Annotated in this window: 20 protein-coding genes; 15 read left to right on the forward strand and 5 right to left on the reverse strand. The window is 71.9% G+C overall.

Annotated elements, in window-relative coordinates:
* Positions 1-69 precede the first annotated feature (69 nt).
* Positions 70-537: an SRPBCC family protein gene (locus AB0Q90_RS32320; RefSeq protein WP_363163668.1), complete on the forward strand. Its 468-nt coding sequence runs from the start codon at positions 70-72 to the stop codon at positions 535-537.
* Here the strand turns inward: AB0Q90_RS32320 and AB0Q90_RS32325 are convergent, their stop codons facing one another.
* Together AB0Q90_RS32325 and AB0Q90_RS32330 are read right to left on the reverse strand one after the other, a co-directional pair.
* Positions 538-1,569 (reverse strand): SEC-C domain-containing protein, encoded by a 1,032-nt coding sequence (locus tag AB0Q90_RS32325; protein WP_363163667.1) that lies wholly within the window; start codon positions 1,567-1,569, stop codon positions 538-540.
* 93 nt (positions 1,570-1,662) lie between these two features.
* Positions 1,663-3,135 (reverse strand): glycoside hydrolase, encoded by a 1,473-nt coding sequence (locus tag AB0Q90_RS32330; protein ID WP_363163666.1) that lies wholly within the window; start codon positions 3,133-3,135, stop codon positions 1,663-1,665.
* 220 nt (positions 3,136-3,355) lie between these two features.
* On the opposite strand from AB0Q90_RS32330, the gene AB0Q90_RS32335 reads away from it, so the two are divergent.
* The 4 genes from AB0Q90_RS32335 (at position 3,356) to AB0Q90_RS32350 (ending at position 6,239) form a co-directional block, all read left to right on the forward strand.
* Positions 3,356-4,126 (forward strand): class E sortase, encoded by a 771-nt coding sequence (locus AB0Q90_RS32335; protein WP_363163665.1) that lies wholly within the window; start codon positions 3,356-3,358, stop codon positions 4,124-4,126.
* A 45-nt stretch (positions 4,127-4,171) separates the two neighbouring features.
* Positions 4,172-4,483, forward strand: coding sequence for a DUF6412 domain-containing protein (locus AB0Q90_RS32340; protein ID WP_363163664.1), 312 nt, complete (start codon positions 4,172-4,174; stop codon positions 4,481-4,483).
* 86 nt (positions 4,484-4,569) lie between these two features.
* Positions 4,570-5,256: a membrane protein insertase YidC gene (gene yidC / locus AB0Q90_RS32345; protein ID WP_363163663.1), complete on the forward strand. Its 687-nt coding sequence runs from the start codon at positions 4,570-4,572 to the stop codon at positions 5,254-5,256.
* 125 nt (positions 5,257-5,381) lie between these two features.
* Entirely contained in the window at positions 5,382-6,239 is an 858-nt protein-coding gene (locus AB0Q90_RS32350; RefSeq protein ID WP_363163662.1) for a fumarylacetoacetate hydrolase family protein, read from the forward strand.
* Between the two features lie 20 nt (positions 6,240-6,259).
* Here AB0Q90_RS32350 and AB0Q90_RS32355 read toward each other — a convergent pair whose 3' ends face one another.
* On the reverse strand, positions 6,260-6,877 hold the full coding sequence (locus AB0Q90_RS32355; protein ID WP_363163661.1) for a hypothetical protein: 618 nt from the start codon (positions 6,875-6,877) through the stop codon (positions 6,260-6,262).
* Between the two features lie 223 nt (positions 6,878-7,100).
* On the opposite strand from AB0Q90_RS32355, the gene AB0Q90_RS32360 reads away from it, so the two are divergent.
* The gene (locus AB0Q90_RS32360; RefSeq protein ID WP_363163660.1) at positions 7,101-8,222 is read left to right on the forward strand and encodes a sensor histidine kinase; all 1,122 of its coding nucleotides are present in this window, start codon (positions 7,101-7,103) and stop codon (positions 8,220-8,222) included.
* 184 nt (positions 8,223-8,406) lie between these two features.
* Positions 8,407-9,057: a response regulator transcription factor gene (locus AB0Q90_RS32365; RefSeq protein ID WP_365733960.1), complete on the forward strand. Its 651-nt coding sequence runs from the start codon at positions 8,407-8,409 to the stop codon at positions 9,055-9,057.
* Positions 9,058-9,069: 12 nt separating this feature from the next.
* Here the strand turns inward: AB0Q90_RS32365 and AB0Q90_RS32370 are convergent, their stop codons facing one another.
* Both AB0Q90_RS32370 and AB0Q90_RS32375 read right to left on the reverse strand, forming a co-directional pair.
* Positions 9,070-9,585, reverse strand: a complete 516-nt coding sequence (locus AB0Q90_RS32370; RefSeq protein ID WP_363163658.1) for a heme-degrading domain-containing protein — start codon at positions 9,583-9,585, stop codon at positions 9,070-9,072.
* Entirely contained in the window at positions 9,582-10,652 is a 1,071-nt protein-coding gene (locus tag AB0Q90_RS32375; protein WP_363163657.1) for a Gfo/Idh/MocA family oxidoreductase, read from the reverse strand. Before AB0Q90_RS32375 ends, AB0Q90_RS32370 begins: the two co-directional genes overlap by 4 nt.
* Positions 10,653-10,700: 48 nt before the next feature.
* Here AB0Q90_RS32375 and AB0Q90_RS32380 point away from each other — a divergent pair, with 48 nt between their 5' ends.
* The 8 genes from AB0Q90_RS32380 to AB0Q90_RS32415 all read left to right on the forward strand — a co-directional run bounded on the left by AB0Q90_RS32380 (position 10,701) and on the right by AB0Q90_RS32415 (position 18,383).
* A complete protein-coding gene (locus tag AB0Q90_RS32380) occupies positions 10,701-11,852 on the forward strand; it encodes an ROK family transcriptional regulator (RefSeq protein ID WP_363163656.1) in 1,152 nt (383 codons plus the stop codon).
* Between the two features lie 360 nt (positions 11,853-12,212).
* On the forward strand, positions 12,213-12,986 hold the full coding sequence (locus AB0Q90_RS32385; RefSeq protein ID WP_363163655.1) for a hypothetical protein: 774 nt from the start codon (positions 12,213-12,215) through the stop codon (positions 12,984-12,986).
* Positions 12,987-13,017: 31 nt separating this feature from the next.
* Positions 13,018-13,773 carry a GntR family transcriptional regulator gene (locus tag AB0Q90_RS32390; protein ID WP_363163654.1) on the forward strand — a complete coding sequence of 252 codons (756 nt, stop codon included), beginning with the start codon at positions 13,018-13,020 and terminating at the stop codon, positions 13,771-13,773.
* Positions 13,774-13,904: 131 nt separating this feature from the next.
* Complete coding sequence (locus AB0Q90_RS32395) at positions 13,905-15,029, forward strand: TIGR03364 family FAD-dependent oxidoreductase (RefSeq protein WP_363163653.1); 1,125 nt, start codon at positions 13,905-13,907, stop codon at positions 15,027-15,029.
* Between the two features lie 20 nt (positions 15,030-15,049).
* Positions 15,050-15,739, forward strand: coding sequence for a phosphonatase-like hydrolase (locus AB0Q90_RS32400; protein WP_363163652.1), 690 nt, complete (start codon positions 15,050-15,052; stop codon positions 15,737-15,739).
* On the forward strand, positions 15,736-16,788 hold the full coding sequence (locus AB0Q90_RS32405) for an ABC transporter ATP-binding protein (RefSeq protein ID WP_363163651.1): 1,053 nt from the start codon (positions 15,736-15,738) through the stop codon (positions 16,786-16,788). The genes AB0Q90_RS32400 and AB0Q90_RS32405 overlap by 4 nt, the downstream gene beginning before the upstream one ends.
* Positions 16,781-17,599 carry a 2-aminoethylphosphonate ABC transporter permease subunit gene (locus AB0Q90_RS32410; RefSeq protein ID WP_363163650.1) on the forward strand — a complete coding sequence of 273 codons (819 nt, stop codon included), beginning with the start codon at positions 16,781-16,783 and terminating at the stop codon, positions 17,597-17,599. The genes AB0Q90_RS32405 and AB0Q90_RS32410 overlap by 8 nt, the downstream gene beginning before the upstream one ends.
* Positions 17,586-18,383 carry an ABC transporter permease subunit gene (locus tag AB0Q90_RS32415; RefSeq protein ID WP_363163649.1) on the forward strand — a complete coding sequence of 266 codons (798 nt, stop codon included), beginning with the start codon at positions 17,586-17,588 and terminating at the stop codon, positions 18,381-18,383. The genes AB0Q90_RS32410 and AB0Q90_RS32415 overlap by 14 nt, the downstream gene beginning before the upstream one ends.
* Positions 18,384-18,411 lie beyond the last annotated feature (28 nt).

The following is an 18,411-nucleotide window of genomic DNA, read 5'->3' on the forward strand; positions in this document are numbered from 1 at the left end:
GTATGCACGGTCTGCTTGAGGGCTTGCGGTCGTCGGGCGGGTGGTCGGCTCCGCTGCTTTCATGGACCCATGACCAGCAAAAGCGTCGTCGTCGAGCGTCGTATTGCCGCAGACCGGAAGACTGTGTGGGAAGCGCTGACCGACCTCAAAGGTATGGAACGCGTGCTCAGCGGCGTCTCGAAGATCGAGCCCCTTACCGGTGGGGCCTTCGGGGTCGGTACCCGGTGGCGGGAGACCCGGCGGATGTTTGGGAAGGACGCCACCGAGGAGATGTGGGTTACCGCGAGTGAGGTGCCCGAGCGGTTTGTTGTTGAGGCTGAGTCGCATGGCACTCACTACGTGTCGGAGTGGGTGCTGCGGGCGGACGGGCCCGTGGCTACGACCGTCCGTATGACCTTTACGGCGGCAGCGCCCGGTGGGGTGGCGGGGCTGCTCGCCAAGGTTCTGGGTGGGGTGGGGGCCCGGGCCGTCAGTAAGGCCGTCGCCAAGGACCTCGACGACGTTGCTTCTGCCGTCGAGGGGCGGGCCCGGGGCTGATTACTCCGCGCCGTGGCACTCGCCGTAGGCCCGGCCGGAGCCGCACCAGCAAGCTGTCCCCCTCTGCGGCGGCCACTCCACGGCCCGGCCCCTTGCCGCCAGGGTCGTCGCGTACTGCGGTAGCAGGGACGCGTCTCCCGGGGACGAACCCTCTGACGCCGCGAATGCCTCGTACGACGGGACCGTGCCCGTGACGATGCCCAGGTTTGGCGTGCCTGACGAGGCCAGCTCCCTCAGCGAGGCCTCTATCGTCGCCAGGTGGGTCTCGTGGGACGGGTATTCGTCGGACAGGGACGGGTACGCCTCCAGCAGCTCCGCGAGTTCTGCTTCCGGCCAGCGGAGGATCGCTACCGGGAACGGGCGGGACAGGGCCTCCCTGTAGGCGCCCAGTTCGGCGCGGAGGCGGGAGATTTCCGCTTCCAGTTCCGCTGGGTTTTCCGAGCCGAGGGACCAGACGCGCTTCGGGTCGTGGAGTTCGTCCAGGGAGACGACCGAGGTCGGGGTTACGTGCGCCAGGTGGGCCGTGTCGGCCAAGGTGTCCCACTCGTCGTGGGTGGCGCCCAGCATGCGGCGTACTCGGTGGCGGCCGAACAACAACGGGTGCGTCGAGTACGGAGGGTCCGTCACGTCCGTCAGTAGGAGGTGGACGCCCTCCGTGAAGGTCGCGCTCGCCGCCTCCAGCTCGTCGTGGGACTCCAGGGCCTCCGCCACGATCACCCAGGGGGCCGGGTCCCGCGGGGCAGATGCGCGGATGCCGTCGATGATCGCGCGGGCCTCGGCCTCATGGCCGTACTCCCAGAGGTTCGAGGCCTTCAGGGCGCGGACCAGGTGCGGGTTCTCCAGTGCGGCCTGGGACGACAGCAGGCGGTCGTAGAGCGCGGTCGCGGCGGGGCGGTCGCCGGCGAGTTCCAGGTGGGCCGCGGCCTGCAGCAGCAGGGCCTCGGCGTCCTCGGGATACAGGCCGGCGGTCCGCTCCAGGCGTGCCGCTTCGGCGGTGTGGTCGACGTTCTCGGCAGGCGTGTCGGGGCGCATGGGGGACACCGTACTGCCGGGCGCGGACATAGGTGAGATATAGGCAGGCCAGGGCACTCATGTACCTGGCTGATCTCCTAGATCGTCACGCAGTCACACAGTCACTCCGTCCACTTGCAGCGTCTGCACCGCCCCCGCCGCGAACGACGCGCTCACCGACTTCCCGCTCAGGTACGTGTTCGAGTACGACCGGTACATGTCACCGCCGCCGGTCACCGTGTTCCAGCGCGGGACCAGGCCGCCCGACCCGCCCGTCACCGTCGTGAAGCGGGAGAGGTCGAAGGTCAGGGTCTGGGCCGTGGTCGCGGTGTTTACGGCCACTATCACCAGGCGGCGCGCTGTCGCGTCGTAGGCCGCCACCGCGTAGCTCACCCCCGTGTCCAGGATCGTCATCCCGGGGCGGATGTGGCGGCTGAACTGGGCCATCACGTAGTACTTCGGCTGGATCGTCGTCGGCTGGAGGGTGTTCGCGTCGTAGGCGATCATCGCCCAGCCCGTCGACGGGTCCATCACTTGCCAGTAGCACCAGGCCGTCGGGTGGAGCCAGCGGAAGTCGTAGCAGAGGTTGCGGGCCATGCTCAGGCCCGTGCCGTCGCCGTCGCCCGTCTCCGAGTTCCACAGCTTCTTGCCGGACGTCGTCACCACGTCCGTGTACAGGAGGTCCCTGCGGCCGCCCGTGCCCTGGTAGCCGTGCACGTTCACCTGGGAGACCAGGGCCTTCGTGGAGGAGTTGAAGGACGACCATGTGCTGCGCGCCGTGTCGTAGTTCGTCTCGTCCGAGGCCGAGATGCGGATGCCCGTCAGGCCGCGCTTGTCCAACTCGCTGCGCATGTACGGGAGTACGGCCGCCTGGACCGCCGGGTCCAGGTGGCAGCCCTCCTGGGTGCCCGTCGCGGTCCACCAGGTGGAGGCCGGCTCGTTGAAGGGGTCGACCGTCGCGAAGTTCACGCCCCAGTTCGTCTTTGCGTAGAGGGCGACGGCGGCGAGGTGCGAGGCGTGCTGGCGGTAGTTCCAGGACTGGAGGTTGTTGCCGCCGTCCGCCGCGCCCGAGGGGTTGTGGTTGTAACACATCCACCACATCGGGGAGTTGGCGAAGAGCTCGCTCACCGCACCCCGCTGGGTCGCCTTCACCAGCATCGCCCGCTGTGTCGCGTCCGCCGTCCAGTCCCAGGCCGAGGACGCCGGGTCCTCGTTCGACCAGTCCTGCCAGTAGCCCTCTATCTGCTTGAACCCCGGGATGTTCGGCGACTCGGCCATCGTCTCGCCGTTCACGGTGTTCCAGCTGCAAGCGCCCAGGTTGTAGCGGGCGATGTTCAGGCCCAGGCCGGGGAGTGAAGTGCCGTTGTAGGTCACCGACTTGGTGGTGAAGAAGAGGTCGGCGAAGTCGTCCCGGGTGCCGAAGACATTGCCCCACCAGGCCAGGGAGGTGCCCCAGCCCTCCCAAGTGCCGTACCGCGTACCCGGGTTGACGGCGATCGTGGCGTCCGCGTGGGCGGTGCCCGTCGCCAGTGCGCTGCCGAGGACCGCGCCGCCCGTTGCCGCCAGCAGAGTTCTGCGTCGGATCATGGCTTCTCCGCTTCCCGATGCTTCCTGATGGCATGGCCTGTCCCGTACATGCCATGGCATCAGGAAGCATCGGGTGTGGCTCCTGAGGTTGTCGAGGGTTGTGACAGACCTTTCTGGACCCTTTCTAAAACCGCTGTATGAAGTACGGGATGTCGAACGCTGGTGACTTCGCCCCCCGCCCCCTATCGTGCGGGCGGCCCCGCTCAAGGAGGCGTACGGAATGCGCGTCCCCGTCGTGCAGCACCGCACCCGCCGTCGGCGCGCCCGGCGTCGACGCGCCCTGTGGACCGGCGGCGAACTCCTCGTCACCGTAGGGCTGGTGCTCCTGCTGCTCGTCGTCCATCAGCTGTGGTGGACCAACCGGGAGGCCAAGGCGGGGGCCGAGCGGAGGGTGGAGGCGCTGGAGCGGGAGTGGGGCGCCGAACCCTCCGATACGGCGACGCCGGAGCCCTCCCGTACGACGGCGACGCCGCGGCCCACCCCGTCGTCGCCCGCCGAGCCCCGCAGGGAACCCCGGCCGCAGCCCGCCGCCCCCGACCCCTCCCAGGCCTACGCCATCCTCACCGTCCCCCGCCTCGACCTCCGCGTCCCCGTCGCCGAAGGCGTCGGCAAGCCCGACGTCCTCGACAAGGGTTACGCCGGCCACTACCCCGGCACCCAACAGCCCGGCCGCCCCGGCAACTTCGCCCTCGCCGGGCACCGCAACACCCATGGCGAGCCCTTCCGGCACCTCGACCGGCTCGGCGACGGCGACGAGATCGTCGTAGAGACGCGGGACGCGGTGTACACGTACGCCGTCGACGAGACGATCGCGCAGACCACCGCCCGCGACACCGGAGTCATCCGGCCGGTGCCCCGCAGTCTCGTGCACCCCGGCCGCGGCTATCGCGACCGCGGGTACTACATCACCCTGACCACCTGCACGCCTGAGTACACGTCCAAGTACCGCCTGGTGGTGTGGGGGACACTTCGTTCGATGCGGGCGCGTTGAGGTATAACGGGAGGCGACCGACGACCGGAGGGGGGAGGGCAGTTGATGGGCAGGTACTGGTCCAACTCGCGGCTCGCCGTTGCCCTCCTGGTCCTTCTCCTGGATCTCCTCCTCCTCGACTCCGGCAGCCTCACCGCCACCGTCGCCCTCGCCGCCACCGCGGCGGCCGGGTCCGCGCTCGCCGCCTGCTCGCTGCTCGCCGCGCGCTGCGCACCCGCCGTGCCGCCCACCCGGGTGCGTACGGCCATCCGCGACCGGGACCGGCGTACGGCCTTCCTGCCGCAACGCGACCCCGATGCCAGGGGGCGCACCCGTCCCCGAGCGCCCGGACACGCCCTCCCGACGGCCGTCGCGTAGGGGCTCATCCGCACAGCTGACCCCGCGCGGGTCGTCATGCCGCCATTCCGATTTCCGGCACGACGAGACCCCCGGAGGGCTCACCCATGTCCGTTTTCGCCGACCTGGTCCAGCACCTGGCCGACCTGCTCCAGCCGCTCTTCCACAACTCCGCGGCCGCCGCCGCGATCGTCCTGTTCACCGCGCTCGTACGGCTGCTCGTGCACCCGCTGTCCCGGGCCGCCGCGCGCGGCGCACGTGCCCGGGCCGCGCTCCAGCCCCGGATCGCCGAGCTGCGCAAGAAGCACCGGAACAACCCCGAGAAGCTCCAGAAGGCGGTGCTCGAACTGCACACCGAGGAGAAGGTGTCGCCGCTGTCGGGCATCCTGCCGAGCCTGCTGCAGCTGCCCGCCTTCTTCCTGCTCTACCACCTCTTCTCCGCGTCGGAGATCGGCGGCCGGACCAACGAGCTGCTCACCCACACCCTGCTGTCCGCGCCCCTCGGCGACCGGTGGCTCGACGCGCTGACCGCGGGAGGGACGGCCTGGCTCGTGTACGTCGGGCTGTTCGCCCTCGTCGCGGGCGTCGCCTTCTTCAACTACCGCCAAACGAAGACGACCATGGCCGGCAGCGCGCCGATGGACACCCCGGGTGCCGGGGCGATCACCGCGGTGATGCCGTTCATGTCCTTCTTCACGCTGGTCACGGTGGCGGTCGTGCCGCTCGCGGCGGCGCTGTACGTCGTCACGAGTACGACGTGGAGTGCGGTGGAGCGGGCCGTGCTCTATCCGTGACCCCGTACCTACGGTCCAGTACGTGAACCGGGTATTGCGGACTGGACCCGCAGCTTGGAGGATCGACCAGTCCTCCGATGGCTGCACACATCGGCGGGCGACCGCGATCGAGGGAGATTGTGATCATGAAGCTGCTGCGAGTCGGTACGGCGGGAGCGGAGACGCCCGCGCTGCTCGACGCCGACGGGGTCCTGCGGGACCTGTCCGGAGTCGTGCCGGACATCGACGGCGCGCTGCTCGCCGACGAGGAAGCGCTGGCCCGAATCCGTGCGGTCGCGGTCGCCGGTGAGCTGCCGGTGCTGGACGCCACCGGGCTGCGCGTAGGGCCGCCGCTGGGCCGGATCGGCAAGATCGTGTGCATCGGGCTGAACTACCACGACCACGCCCGTGAGACCGGGGCCGAGCCGCCCGCCGAGCCGGTCGTCTTCTTCAAGGCCCCGGACACGGTCGTGGGGCCGAACGACACCGTGCTGGTGCCTCGCGGGTCGGTGAAGACCGACTGGGAGGTCGAGCTGGCGGTCGTCATCGGGCGTACGGCGCGGTATGTCGAGTCCGCGGAGGCGGCGCTCGGGCATGTCGGCGGGTACGCGGTGGCGCACGACGTGTCCGAGCGGGAGTTCCAGATCGAGCGGGGCGGCACCTGGGACAAGGGGAAGAACTGCGAGACGTTCAACCCGCTGGGTCCCTGGCTGGTGACGGCCGACGAGGTGCCCGACCCGCAGAACCTCTCGCTCAAACTGTGGGTCAACGGCGAGCTGAAGCAGGACGGGACGACGGCCGAGCAGATCTTCCCGGTCGGGGAAGTCGTGCGGTACGTCAGCCAGTTCATGACCCTGTACCCCGGCGACGTCATCAACACCGGGACGCCGGCCGGGGTGGCACTGGGCGCTCCCGACCCGAAGCCGTTCCTGCGGGCCGGGGACGTCGTCGAGCTGGAGATCGAGGGGCTGGGGCGGCAGCGTCAGGAGTTCAAGGACGCGTAGTCGCTCCGCTGGGTGAGCCGTCACAGGCGGTTGATCGGCTGCGGCGCCGTCGTGGCCGGTCGCGCAGTTCCCCGCGCCCCTTCGGGGCGCGACCGCAGCAGCGCCGCGGCCAGCCAGATCAGGATGACGCCCACCGTCACGTGCAGGGCGCTGCCGAGCAGCGAGTCCGGCAGGGCGGTGACGAAGGCGAACAGCGGGACGACGACCGCGTACCCCCACGACGGCACCCTCGGGAACACCCGCGCCCGCAGCAGGGCCGCGCCGAACAGGGCGCAGCCCACGGCGAAGACGGCCGCCGAACCGATCAGGGCCGGGACGGTGGGGCCGGTGAGGGTGTCCTCGATGACCTTCTCGTCGAAGTAGAACAGGACGAGGTTCCCGGCGAAGGCGGCCCCGCCGAACAGGCCGAGGCCGATCAGGTTGACGGTGTAGGCCGTCTCCCCGAAGCGGCCCGTGGCCGGGGCCTGCCGCAGGTGCAGCGCGGTGAGCAGGGGGAGGGCGAGTGCGGGGGAGAGGGCGAGCAGGAAACTGGTCGCGGCGGTCTCTCCGGTGAACGCCTCGATCAGGCCCGGCAGGGCGATCAGCAGGCCGGACAGGGTTCCGCAGAGTGCGGCGGTGCGCGGGGAGAGCGAGGACATGCTGTCCACCTCCGTTTGCTCGGACGGCAATCGACGCGGGAAACGTAGGCGTCGGCCGGTTCCCGCGGGGAGGTGAAGAGCGGCGACTTCGGCTGCCGGGCGGCACCATCTGCCGGACGGGGTACGGCCGTTCGGCATGTGCCGGTCGGCCACATTCCGGGGCCGGGCACCGGCGGGGCCACCGGCGCGGGGCTAGCCTGGCGGGGGTGGAGGGGGTGCGGGCATGGGGGAGTACGTGCCGGTGCGGTGGGTTGCGCCGCTGCTGTACGGCGCCGTGCTGGTCGCCGGCCTTGTGGCGGCCGGTCCGGGGGACGGCCCCGCTGTGTGGCGGACGACCGGATTCGTCGTCGCCCTCGGGGCGCTGTTCGCCGTCGATTCGGTACGGGGTGGGCGGCTGCCGGTCCTCCTTTCGCGCGGCGCGCTGATCGGCGCGGTCGTCCTCCTCGACGCCTCGGGGCTGGCCCAAGTCCTGTTCGTCCTCCTGCCGTTCACCGCCTACTTCGCCTACGGCCGTGGCGTCGCGCTGGCGCTCGGCGGACTGTGTCTGGCCGGGGCGCTCGTCGGGTACGTACTGACCGCGCCCGGCTGGTACCGGGACGTGGAGCGTGTCTCCGACCTGCTGATGCTCTTCGTCGGTCTGGTGCTGGCGGTCGCGATGGCGGCCGTTGCCGTCGGCGAACAGCGGGCCCGGCGGGAGGCGGAGAAGTACGCGGCCCGGGTCGCGGAGCTGTCCGCGGCGGCCGAGCGGAACCGGGTGGCCCGGGACATCCACGACAGCCTCGGCCACCATCTCACCGCGATGTCCGTGCAGTTGGAGATGGCGGCCGAGTTCCGCGCCCTCGACCCCGATGCGGCTCAGCGTGCGCTGGGCGAGGCCCGGCGGTCGGTGTCGCTCGCGCTCGGGGACGTACGGCGGTCCGTGCGGGCGTTGCGCGACGAGGCGGCGCGGCGGCCTGTGCTGGCCGACGAACTCGCCGGGCTGGCCCGGGGGGACGGAGCGGCCGGGCCGCGGATCGTCGTCGAGGTGAGCGGGGACGAGTCGGGCTACGGTACGGCGGAACTCACCGCCCTCCACCGGGCCGCGCAGGAGGGTGTCACGAACGCGCGCCGGCATGCGGGGGCGTCTCGGGTGACGGTGACGCTTCGGCTGGCGGAGGACGGGGCTCGGCTTGTCGTGGCGGACGACGGTTGCGGGTTTGCTCCGCAGGAGGTGGCGGGGGGCTTTGGGCTGGCGGGGATGCGGGAACGGGTGCAGCTGGTCGCCGGGCGAGTGGACGTCGACAGTGGGCGGGGCGCCGGGACTCGGGTGGTCGTGACTGTGCCTCGGGGAGGGGTGGGGGTGTGAGGGGTGGGTGTGCTTGCCCGGTGCTTGCGGGTACTGCCGGTTGCACTGGCCGGGGGTGGGTCGCGCATCCCGGCGCTATCGGGGTGCCGCCTCTCTTTGGCAGCGGGGCCGCCCTAGGCGGCACTCATGCCCGCAGGTTGGGCGGCTGCAATGGTGGCGCATCGTGAGTGGTGGGGAGACCGGGGTGGAACCCGACGTGCGCGTGCTCGTTGTGGATGATCAGCGGCTTATTCGGGACGGCATCGCGTCGTTGCTGTCCGTGCGGGCCGGGATCGCTGTCGTGGGGACGGCCGTGGACGGGCGGGATGCCGTCGCGAAGGCGGTCGAGCTGCGGCCGGACGTCGTGCTGATGGACGTGCGGATGCCGGAGGTGGACGGTGTCGAGGCCGTCGCCGTGCTGCGCGGCAGGGCGCCCGAGTGCAGGGTCGTGATGCTGACGACCTTCGATGACGAGGAGTACGTCGTTCAGGCGTTGCGCGCCGGTGCGAGTGGCTATCTGCTCAAGGATCTGCCCGCCGAGGAGCTCGCGCAGGCGGTCCGCCTGGCGCATGCCGGTGTCACCCAGCTCGACTCCTCCGTGGCCCGCCGTCTTACCGCCGCTCTGCCCGACCCCGGTGTGCGCGCGGCGCCGCCCGGACCCGCGGTCGCGCTGAGCCCGCGGGAGATCGACATCCTGCGGCTCGTGGCGCACGGCCACACCAACCGGGAGATCGCGGCACGGCTCTTCCTGAGCGAGGGCACGGTCAAGAACCACGTCTCGCGCATCCTCAGCCGCCTCGCCCTGCGGGACCGTACCCAGGCCGCGGTCCGCGCCCGCGACCTGGGACTGCTGTGACTGCTGTAGGCCCTACAGCTCCTGGGACTTGCCCAGGAACTCCTCCAGCGCCTCCACCACGAACCGGTGGTCCTCCAGCTGCGGCAGACCGCTCACCGTCACCGAGCCGATCACGCCCACGTCCTCGACGGCGATCGGGAACGAACCACCATGCGCGGCGTATGTGTCGACGTCCAGCCGGGACGACTCCTCGAACGTCGTGCCCTTGGCCCGGAAGCGGGCGCCGACCAGGTACGACGAGGCGCCGTAGCGTTCGACGACGCGGCGCTTGCGGGCGATCCAGGCGTCGTTGTCGGGGGTCGAGCCGGGCAGGGCGGCGTGGAAGAGCTGCTGGCCGGCGCGGTGGATGTCGATGGCGACGGGCGCCTGGCGCTCCCGGGCCAGCTGGACCAGGAGGAAGCCCAGCGACCACGCGTCGTCGTGGGTGAACCGGCGGAAGACCAGGCGGCGTTCCTGGGCCTCCAGCTCCTCGATGGTCGGGGTGATCTCCGGGGTGAACTTCGGGCTGATCCCGTTGTTGTGCGTCACAGCGTCACCACCACTCCGTCGCGGGCCGAACGGCGGGCCGCCTCCAGTACGTCGAGGGCGGCGGCCGCCTCCAGGGCGGTCACCGGATTGGCGCCGCCGTCGGTAATGGCCCTGGCCACGGCCGCATAGTACGCGGGGTAATCGCCCGGAAGGGTCGGTTCTGGGCGCCCGCCGCCGGTCAGCGGGGACTCGCCGGAGCCGACGCGGCCCCACAGCGACTCGGGTTCCGTGCCCCAGTCGGCGCCGGGAAGCAGGCCCTCGCGCAGGGCGGCCTCCTGCGGGTCGAGGCCGTACTTGACGTAGCCCGCCCGGGAGCCGAGCACGCGGAAGCGGGGGCCGAGCTGGGCGGTCGTGGCGGAGACGTAGAGGTGGGAGCGGACGCCGCCGGTGTGCGTGATGGCGATGAAAGTGTCGTCGTCGGTCTCGGCGCCGGGGCGGCGGACGTTCGACTCGGCGTAGACGGAGGCGGCCGGGCCGAAGAGGACGAGGGCCTGGTCGACGACGTGGCTGCCGAGGTCGTAGAGCAGACCTCCGATCTCTGCGGGGTCGCCGGACTCCCGCCAGCCGCCCTTGAGTTGCGGGCGCCAGCGCTCGAAGCGGGACTCGAAGCGGTAGACGTCGCCGAGCTCGCCGTCCGCCATCAGCTTGCGGAGCGTCAGGAAGTCGTTGTCCCAGCGGCGGTTCTGGAAGACGGAGAGGAGCAGGCCGCGTTCGTCGGCCAGCGCCGCCAGTTCGCGCGCCTCGGCGGCCGTGCCCGCGACCGGCTTGTCGACGACGACCGGGAGGCCGGCCTTGAGGGCGGTGGTGGCGAGCGGGACGTGGGTCTTGTTGGGGGACGCGATGACGATCAGGTCGAGGTCGTCGCCCGCCCGCTCGAAGAGCTCGTCGGGGGCCGCGGCGACGCGCACGTCCGGGAACCCGGCGCGGGCCTGCTCCTGCCGCTCCGGGTTGGAGGTGACCACCGTGTCCAGGGCGAGGCCCTCGGTGGCGGCGATCAGCGGGGCGTGGAAGACGGAGCCCGCGAGGCCGTAGCCGATCAGGCCCACACGGAGGGAGGTACCAGTCATGAGCTCTACTTTCGCAACGCTGTTGCCAAAGTGCAAGCGGCGGGGAGAATGGGGGGCGTGAGCAGCACGAAAGGCGTGAGCAGTACGAAGGGCGTGAGCAGTACGAAGGGCGTGACCCAGGGCGTGAACCTGCCGGCGTTGCGCAGCCACAACACCGCGCTGGTCCTTGACCTGCTGCGGGCGGCCGGGCCGGACGGGATCAGCCGGCTGGAGGTGGCCGAGCGGATCGGGCTGACCCCGCAGGCCGTCAGCAAGATCACCGCGCGGTTGCGGGCGGAGGGGCTGGCGGCGGAGGCGGGGCGGCGGGCCTCGACGGGCGGCAAGCCGCGGACCGCGCTGCGGCTGGTGCCGGAGGCCGGGCATGCGGTGGGCGTGCATCTGGACCGGGACGCGCTGCGGGCTGTGCTGGTCGATCTGACGGGCGCGGTTGTCGCGGAGCGCGACGCTGAGCTGGACCTGGGGGCGGGGCAGGCGGCCGTCGTCGACGGTGTCGTACGGGAGGTGACGGCGCTGGTGGCGCAGTGCGCCGTCGGGACCCTTCTCGGAGTGGGCGTCGGACTGCCGGGCCCGCTCGACCACACCCGGGGCGTCCTGCACCGGGTCACCGGCTTCCCCGAGTGGGACGGCTTCCCGCTGCGGGAGGCACTGGAGGAGGCCCTTGGGCTCGGGGTGCCGGTCGTGGTCGACAAGGACACCAACGCGGCGGCGCTCGGACTGGCCGTGGCCGGGGACGCGGGGGAGTCCTTCGCGTATCTGCACTTCGGTGCGGGGCTGGGTGGCGGGCTCGTCCTCGGCGGTGTCGTCCGACGCGGGGCCCGGACCGGGGCGGGGGAATTCGGACATCAGGTGGTCCAGCTGGACGGGCCGCTGTGCGAGTGCGGCAACCGGGGCTGCGTGGAGGCGCTGTGCCTGGCCGCGGTCGGGCGCGGGGACTTCGAGGAGGCGGCGCGCGTGCTGGGCACCGGTGCCGGGAACCTCGTCGCGCTGCTGGACATCGACGTGGTCCTGCTGGGCGGCCGTACGGTGGCCGACCGACCGGAGTGCTTCGTACGGGGTACGGCGACCGTCCTTGAGCAACGCGCCCGGCGCGTCGGTGAGGAGCCGGTGCCGGTGCGGATTGCTCCCGGCGGGGGGCGGGAGGTGGCGGAGGGCGCGGCCCAGTTGCTGCTGGCGCCGTTGTTCGGGCGGGGGGAGGGGTGACGCCCCGAAAGGGGCGCGGGGAACTGCGCGACCAGCCCCCACGCACCCGCAGCTTTGCGCCGGCGTGGGGGTGGGTCGCGCAGCCCGGCGCTAACGGGGTGCCGCCTCTCTTTGGCAGCGGGGCCGCCCTAGGCGGCACTCATGCCCGCAGGTTGGGCGGCTTTGTCGGCACCTGTCGGCGCCGGTCCGCATCATCCAGCCCGTCCGGCGTTTTGAGGACGAGGCCGTTCAGGCCGATCGGGGGTCCAGGGGGCGGAGCCAGGGGCGGCGGGGGCGTAAAACTCCGCGTCCGATCGGGCGGAAACCGGACTCCCGCCGGAGCGGCTCCACCCCACCCCCCACCCCCTCCGGCATGGTCATGTGTTCATGCGACTGTGCCCGCCCACGCCCGTGTCCCTCCCCCTCGCCGCAGCCGCCGCCCTTCTCTTAGCGCCGCCGGCCGCGCAGGCCGCCGTGCCACCGGCCACGCACGCCGCCGCCCCCGCCCCACCGACCGCCACCTGCGCCACCCCCACCAACCCCACCAACCCCACCTTCCCCCTAACCACCCGCCTCCACAGCGGCCCGAAAACCTACGAGGCAGGCGGCGGATACGGCACCTGGTACCTGGACCTGACCAACACCACCACCCAGACCTGCCGCAACGTCCACCCCGTAGTCGTCCTCGTCGACGAGCGCCACGCCCTGCGCCCCGCCCAACCCCGCCTGGAGTACTACGCGGGCGACACCCCGCAGCCCCACCCCGTCCGCTTCGAGACCACCGACGCGGACGAACTCGTAGGCGCCCTCGCGCACGGCCTCACCGTCGGCCCCCGCGAGACCCTCACCGTGAAGCTGCGTCTCGCCGTCACCTCCGACGCCGTGCCCAACCGGGTCACCGCCAACGCGGCCGTCGTACAGCGCCACGACGACGACGGCGACTGGATCGGCCAGTCCAACGACTACCGCTTCGACATCGACGCCGACGAGGACCCCGACACCGCCACCGATTCCACCACCGACCCCACCACCCCGCCCTTCCCCCTCCCCGACGAACTCGCCCGCACCGGCACCCCCGTCACCGCCCTCGTCACCGCCCTCGCCCTGCTGCTCACCACCACCGGCACCTTGCTGCTCGCGCGGAGGCGGCGCTGAGTCCGCCGGGAGCGTCTGAAACGATCCTCGTGTGGACTACCCGAACGACCAGGCCCCCGGCGCCCCCGTTCGCTCCGGCATCCCGGAGCACGGCCGTATCCCGAAGTACTACGCGGTCAAGGCGCGCATCGACCGCCTGGTGGCGGACCTCCCCGAGGGCAGCGCGATCCCGACCGAGCGCGACCTCGCCGAGGAGTACGACGTCGCCCGCGAGACCGTCCGGCAGGCGCTGCGCGAGCTGGTGCTGGAGGGCAAGCTGCGGCGCCAAGGGCGCGGGACGGTCGTTGCCGGGCCCAAGCTCGAACAGCCCCTCTCCCTCGCCAGCTACACCGAGGGCGTACGGCGGCAGGGGCGCACCCCGGGCCGTACCCTCGTCACCCTCGACCGCTTCCCCTGTCCGGACGCCCTCGCCGCCGAGACCGGGCTGACCCGCGGCGAGCCCGTGTGGCACCTGGAGCGCGTACTGCTCGCGGACGACGAGCGGGTCGGCCTGGAGAGCACCTACGTGGCCGTGGCCCGCGTGCCGCGCCTGGACAGCGACTTCGACCCGGACTCCTCCTTCTACGCCTATCTCCACTCCCAGGGCATGGCCTTCGGCGACGCCGACGAGCGCATCGAGACCGTGCTCGCCACCCCGCGCGAGGCCCTGCTCATCGGCACCCCGCCGGCCCTGCCGATGCTGCTCCTGCACCGCGTCTCGCGGGACACGGCCGGGCGGCCGCTGGAGCGGGTGCGGACGTTGTACCGGGGGGACCGCTTCTCCTTCACCACACATCTGCGCGGCTGAAAGTCGACCGATTCGCGAGCCCCGTCTCATCACGAAAAGATAACGGGTCTAGCCCAAACGTGATGGCTCGTTCACGCTCTCGTTGGCAGCCGGACCTTTCCGGTTCCCCGAGTCCGAGGAGCGTTGCCGCCGTGAGAGTGATAGTCGTCGGAGCCGGCGTGGTGGGCACCATGCACGCCTGGCATGCAGTGGAACGCGGCCATGAGGTCGTACAGATCGAGCGCGAGACGGAGGCTCGCGGCGCCTCGCTGCGCAACTTCGGCCAGATCTGGGTCAGTGGTCGCGCGGGTGGCGAGGAGCTCGAAACCGCCCTGCGGGCAAGGGAGTTGTGGGAGGGGATCGGCGCCCGGGTGCCGAAGCTCGGCTTCCGGGCCAACGGCTCCCTCACCCCCGTACGCGGCGACCTCGAACTTGCCGTCGCCGAGGCCGCCGTGGCCCGCGAGGACGCCGCCGCCCGTGGCCACAAGCTGCTCACGCCGGCCGAGGCGCGCGCCCTGAACCCCGCCCTGCGTGGCGAGTTCACCGCCGCCCTGTACTGCGAGCGGGACGCGGCCGTGGAGCCCCGCACGGCTCAACTCGCCCTGCGTGAGGAGCTGCTGAAGTCCCCGCGCTACACCTTCCTCCCCGGCCGTGAGGTCCGCGAGGTCGTCGGTGAGGGTGCCGTCCGCGACGACCACGGCGATGTGCACACCGGGGATGTCGTCCTGCTGTGCACCGGCGCCTGGCTCGGCGGGCTCGTCCGCGAACTGGCCGGCCCCGAACTGCCCGTACGCCGCGTCCGCCTCCAGATGATGCAGACCGACCCGCTGGGCGAGCCGCTCACCACCTCGGTCGCCGACGCCGACAGCTTCCGCTACTACCCGGCGTACGCCTCGAAGGCCCTGGACGCCCTCAACTCCGGTCAGCCGCAGCCCGACACGGCCGCCCGGCACGCGATGCAGCTGCTCATGGTCCAGCGCGCCGACGGCGGACTGACCATCGGCGACACCCACGAGTACGAGCACCCCTTCGCCTTCGACACCCTCGAAGACCCCTACGACCACCTCACCGGGGTCGTCGAATCCCTCCTCGGCCGCCCGCTGCCGAAGGTCCGCCGCCGCTGGGCGGGGGTGTACGCGCAGTGCACCGACCCGGGCCGGGTCGTGCACCGGCAGCGGGTGCGCGACGGAGTGTGGCTGGTCACCGGGCCCGGCGGGCGCGGCATGACCTGCTCGCCCGCGATAGCCGAGACGACCGCGAACGAACTGGGCTGGTGAGCACCCCCATGGGCACCCACATGAGCACTGACAAGACCACCGACAAGACCACCGACATCCGACTCGTCGTCCTCGACATGGCCGGCACCACCGTCGCCGACGGCGGTCTCGTCGAGCAGGCGTTCGCGGCGGCGGCCCGGAGGTTGGGCGCGGACCCGGACGCGATGCTGGACCACGTCCGCGCCACCATGGGCGAGTCCAAGATCTCCGTCTTCCGGCACCTGTTCGGGGAGGAGGCGAGGGCCCAGCAGGCCAACAAGGCCTTCGAGGAGGCGTACGCCGCACTCGTCGACGGCGGCCGCGTCGCGGCGGTCCCCGGCGCGCGCGAGGCCGTCGAGGAGCTCAGGTCACAAGGCCGTACGGTCGTGTTGACCACCGGCTTCGCCCGCCCCACTCAGGACGCCATCCTGGCCGCGCTCGGCTGGCAGGACCTCGTCCCGCTGACGCTGTGCCCGGCCGACGCCGGGGGCCGCGGACGGCCGTACCCGGACATGGTCCTCGCCGCCTTCCTGCGCACCGCCGCGGCGGACAGCGTCCGGCAGATCGCGGTCGTCGGCGACACGTCCTACGACATGCTCAGCGGGGTTCGCGCGGGCGCGGGCGTCGTCGCGGGCGTCCTGACCGGCGCGCACGACGCGGAGGCGCTGCGGGCGGCCGGTGCCGGCCAAGTGCTCGGCAGCGTCGCGGAGTTGCCGGGAGCGCTGGCGTGAGCAGCGGCATCCGCTTCGACTCCGTGACCGTCGCCTACGACGGGAACGTCGTCCTCGACGCCCTCGACCTCACCGTCGCCCCCGGCGAGGTGATGGCGCTGCTCGGGCCGTCCGGATCCGGCAAGACCACCGCGCTGCGGGCGGTCGCCGGGTTCGTACGGCCCGCCTCCGGGCGGGTGTTCCTCGGCGACCGGGACGTCACCGGCCTGCCGCCGCACCGGCGGGGCATCGGGATGGTCGTCCAGCAGTACGCGCTGTTCCCGCACATGCGGGTCGAGGAGAACGTCGCCTTCGGACTGAAGGCCCGCAAGGTCGCCCGCGCCGAGATCCGCGGCCGGGTCGCCGAGGCGCTGGAGATGACCGGCATGGCGGCCTACGCCCGCCGCCACCCGCGCGAGCTGTCCGGCGGCCAGCAGCAGCGCGTCGCCATCGCGCGGGCGCTCGCCATCCGGCCTGCCGTGCTGCTGCTGGACGAACCCCTGTCCGCCCTCGACGCCCGGCTCCGCTCCGGCATGCTCGCCGAACTCGCCCGGCTGCACCGCGAGTTGCCCGACGTGTCGATCCTTTACGTCACCCACGACCAGGTCGAGGCGCTCACCCTGGCCGACCGGATCGCCGTGATGGACAGCGCCCGGTTGCAGGCCTGCGGGACGCCGAGGGAGCTGTACCGGTCCCCGGCCAACGAGTTCACGGCGTCCTTCGTCGGCAACGCCAACCTGCTCCCGGTGACCGTGAGTTCGGGCGGGGTGGCCTTCGCCGGCGCCGAGCTGAAGGTGGACACGACGGGCGCCGCGAAGGGCGCGCGGGCCACGCTCTGCGTACGGCCGCACCTCATCGGCGTAGGCGACGGGCCCAACCGGCTCTCCGGGACCGTACGGGAGATCCAGTGGCGTGGCGCCACCCACCGCCTGTACGTCGAGGTCGACGGCCACCGCATCATGACCGACCTGCGGGAACTGAAGGACCCGCCCGCCCTCGGCGACACGGTGAGCCTGCACTTCTCCCCGGAGGACGCCGTACTGCTGACCGCCGGAGTCACTCATGACTAGGCGACTGCTGTGGGCTGTCCCGCCCGTCGCCCTCCTCGCCCTCTTCTTCCTCTACCCCCTCGCCCTCGTCGTCGAGCAGTCCCTCAAGCCCGACACCGGCGGCACCTCCCTCACGCCGTACGCCGACGTCTTCGCCTCCGAGGCCTTCCGTGAGGCCCTGTGGACGACCGTGTGGCTGGCCGTCGCCGCCACCGCCGGCTGTCTGGTCCTCGGCTTCCTGCTGGCGCTGGTCATCGCCTTCGTCCCGTTCCCCGGGGCCCGCGCGGTCGCACGCTTCGTGGACGTCTTCCTGTCCTTCCCGTCCTTCCTGATCACCCTCGCCCTGCTGTTCGTCTACGGCACGGTCGGCATGGCCAACGGGCTGTGGACGGACGTCACCGGGACCGCCGAGGGACCCTTCCGGTTCCTCACCACGCCCTGGGGCGTGCTCCTCGCCGAGATCACGTACTTCACACCGTTCGTGATGCGCCCGCTGCTCGCCGCCTTCGCCCAGCTCGACACCGCGCAGCTGGAGGCGGCCGGTTCGCTCGGCGCGCGGGCGCCAAGGATCGTCCGGCGGATCATCCTGCCCGAGGCGCTGCCCGCGCTCGCGGCCGGCGGCAGCCTCGTCCTGGTGCTCTGCCTCAACGAGTTCGGCATCGTGCTGTTCACCGGCGCCAAGGGCGTCACCACACTGCCCACGCTCGTCTACAGCAAGGCGATCCTGGAGTCCGACTACCCGGGCGCCTGTGTGGTCGCCGTCGTCAACGTCCTGATCTCCGTGGGCCTGTACGGCCTGTACCGGGTGGTGAGCCGTCGTGCTGGTGCATAGCCGCGGGGCCAGGTGGGCCGTATGGGCCCTGTTCCTCCTGCTCTTCCTGCCGCTGTTCGCGCTGCCCCTGCTGGTGGTGGTGGGCGCCTCCTTCGCCACCCACTGGTCGAGCGTGCTGCCGTCGGACTTCACCACCGAGCACTACGCGGCCGCCACCCGCGGCGAGGCCCTCCAGGCGCTCACCACCAGCCTGGTCACGGCCGCCGCCGCGAGCCTGCTCGCCCTCGCCGCCGGCACCTGGGCCGCGCTCGCCGCGGCCGCCCTCGGCCGGCGCGGGCGGCGACTGCTCGACGCCCTGTTCGTGCTGCCGCTCGCGGTGCCCTCCGTGGTCGTCGGGCTCGCGGTGCTGGTCGCCTTCTCCCAGCCGCCGATGCTGCTCAACGGCACCCGGTGGATCGTGATCGTCGCGCACACCGTGCTGGTCACCGCCTTCGCCCACCAGTCGGTGTCGGCCGCGCTGACCCGGCTCGACCCCGCCTACGAGCAGGCCGCCGCCTCGCTCGGGGCACGCCCCTCCTACGTGCTGTGGCGGGTGAAACTGCCTCTGCTGCTGCCCTCCCTGTCCGCCGCGGCCGGCCTCTGCTTCGCCCTGTCCATGGGCGAGTTGAGCGCCACGATGATGCTCTATCCGCCCGACTGGACCCCGCTTCCGGTCCTGATCTACGCGGCCACCGACCGCGGCGCCCTCTTCACCGGCTCCGCCCTCGCCGTGGTCCTCATGACGGCGACCCTGCTGGTCCTGCTCGTCGTCTCCCGCGTACGCACCAAAGCCTCCTACCGCTGATCAACCACCCCTGCCGAGCAAGGAGTTC

Source organism: Streptomyces sp. NPDC079141 (genome assembly GCF_040686775.1).
In the GTDB taxonomy this organism is placed as follows: Bacteria; Actinomycetota; Actinomycetes; order Streptomycetales; family Streptomycetaceae; genus Streptomyces.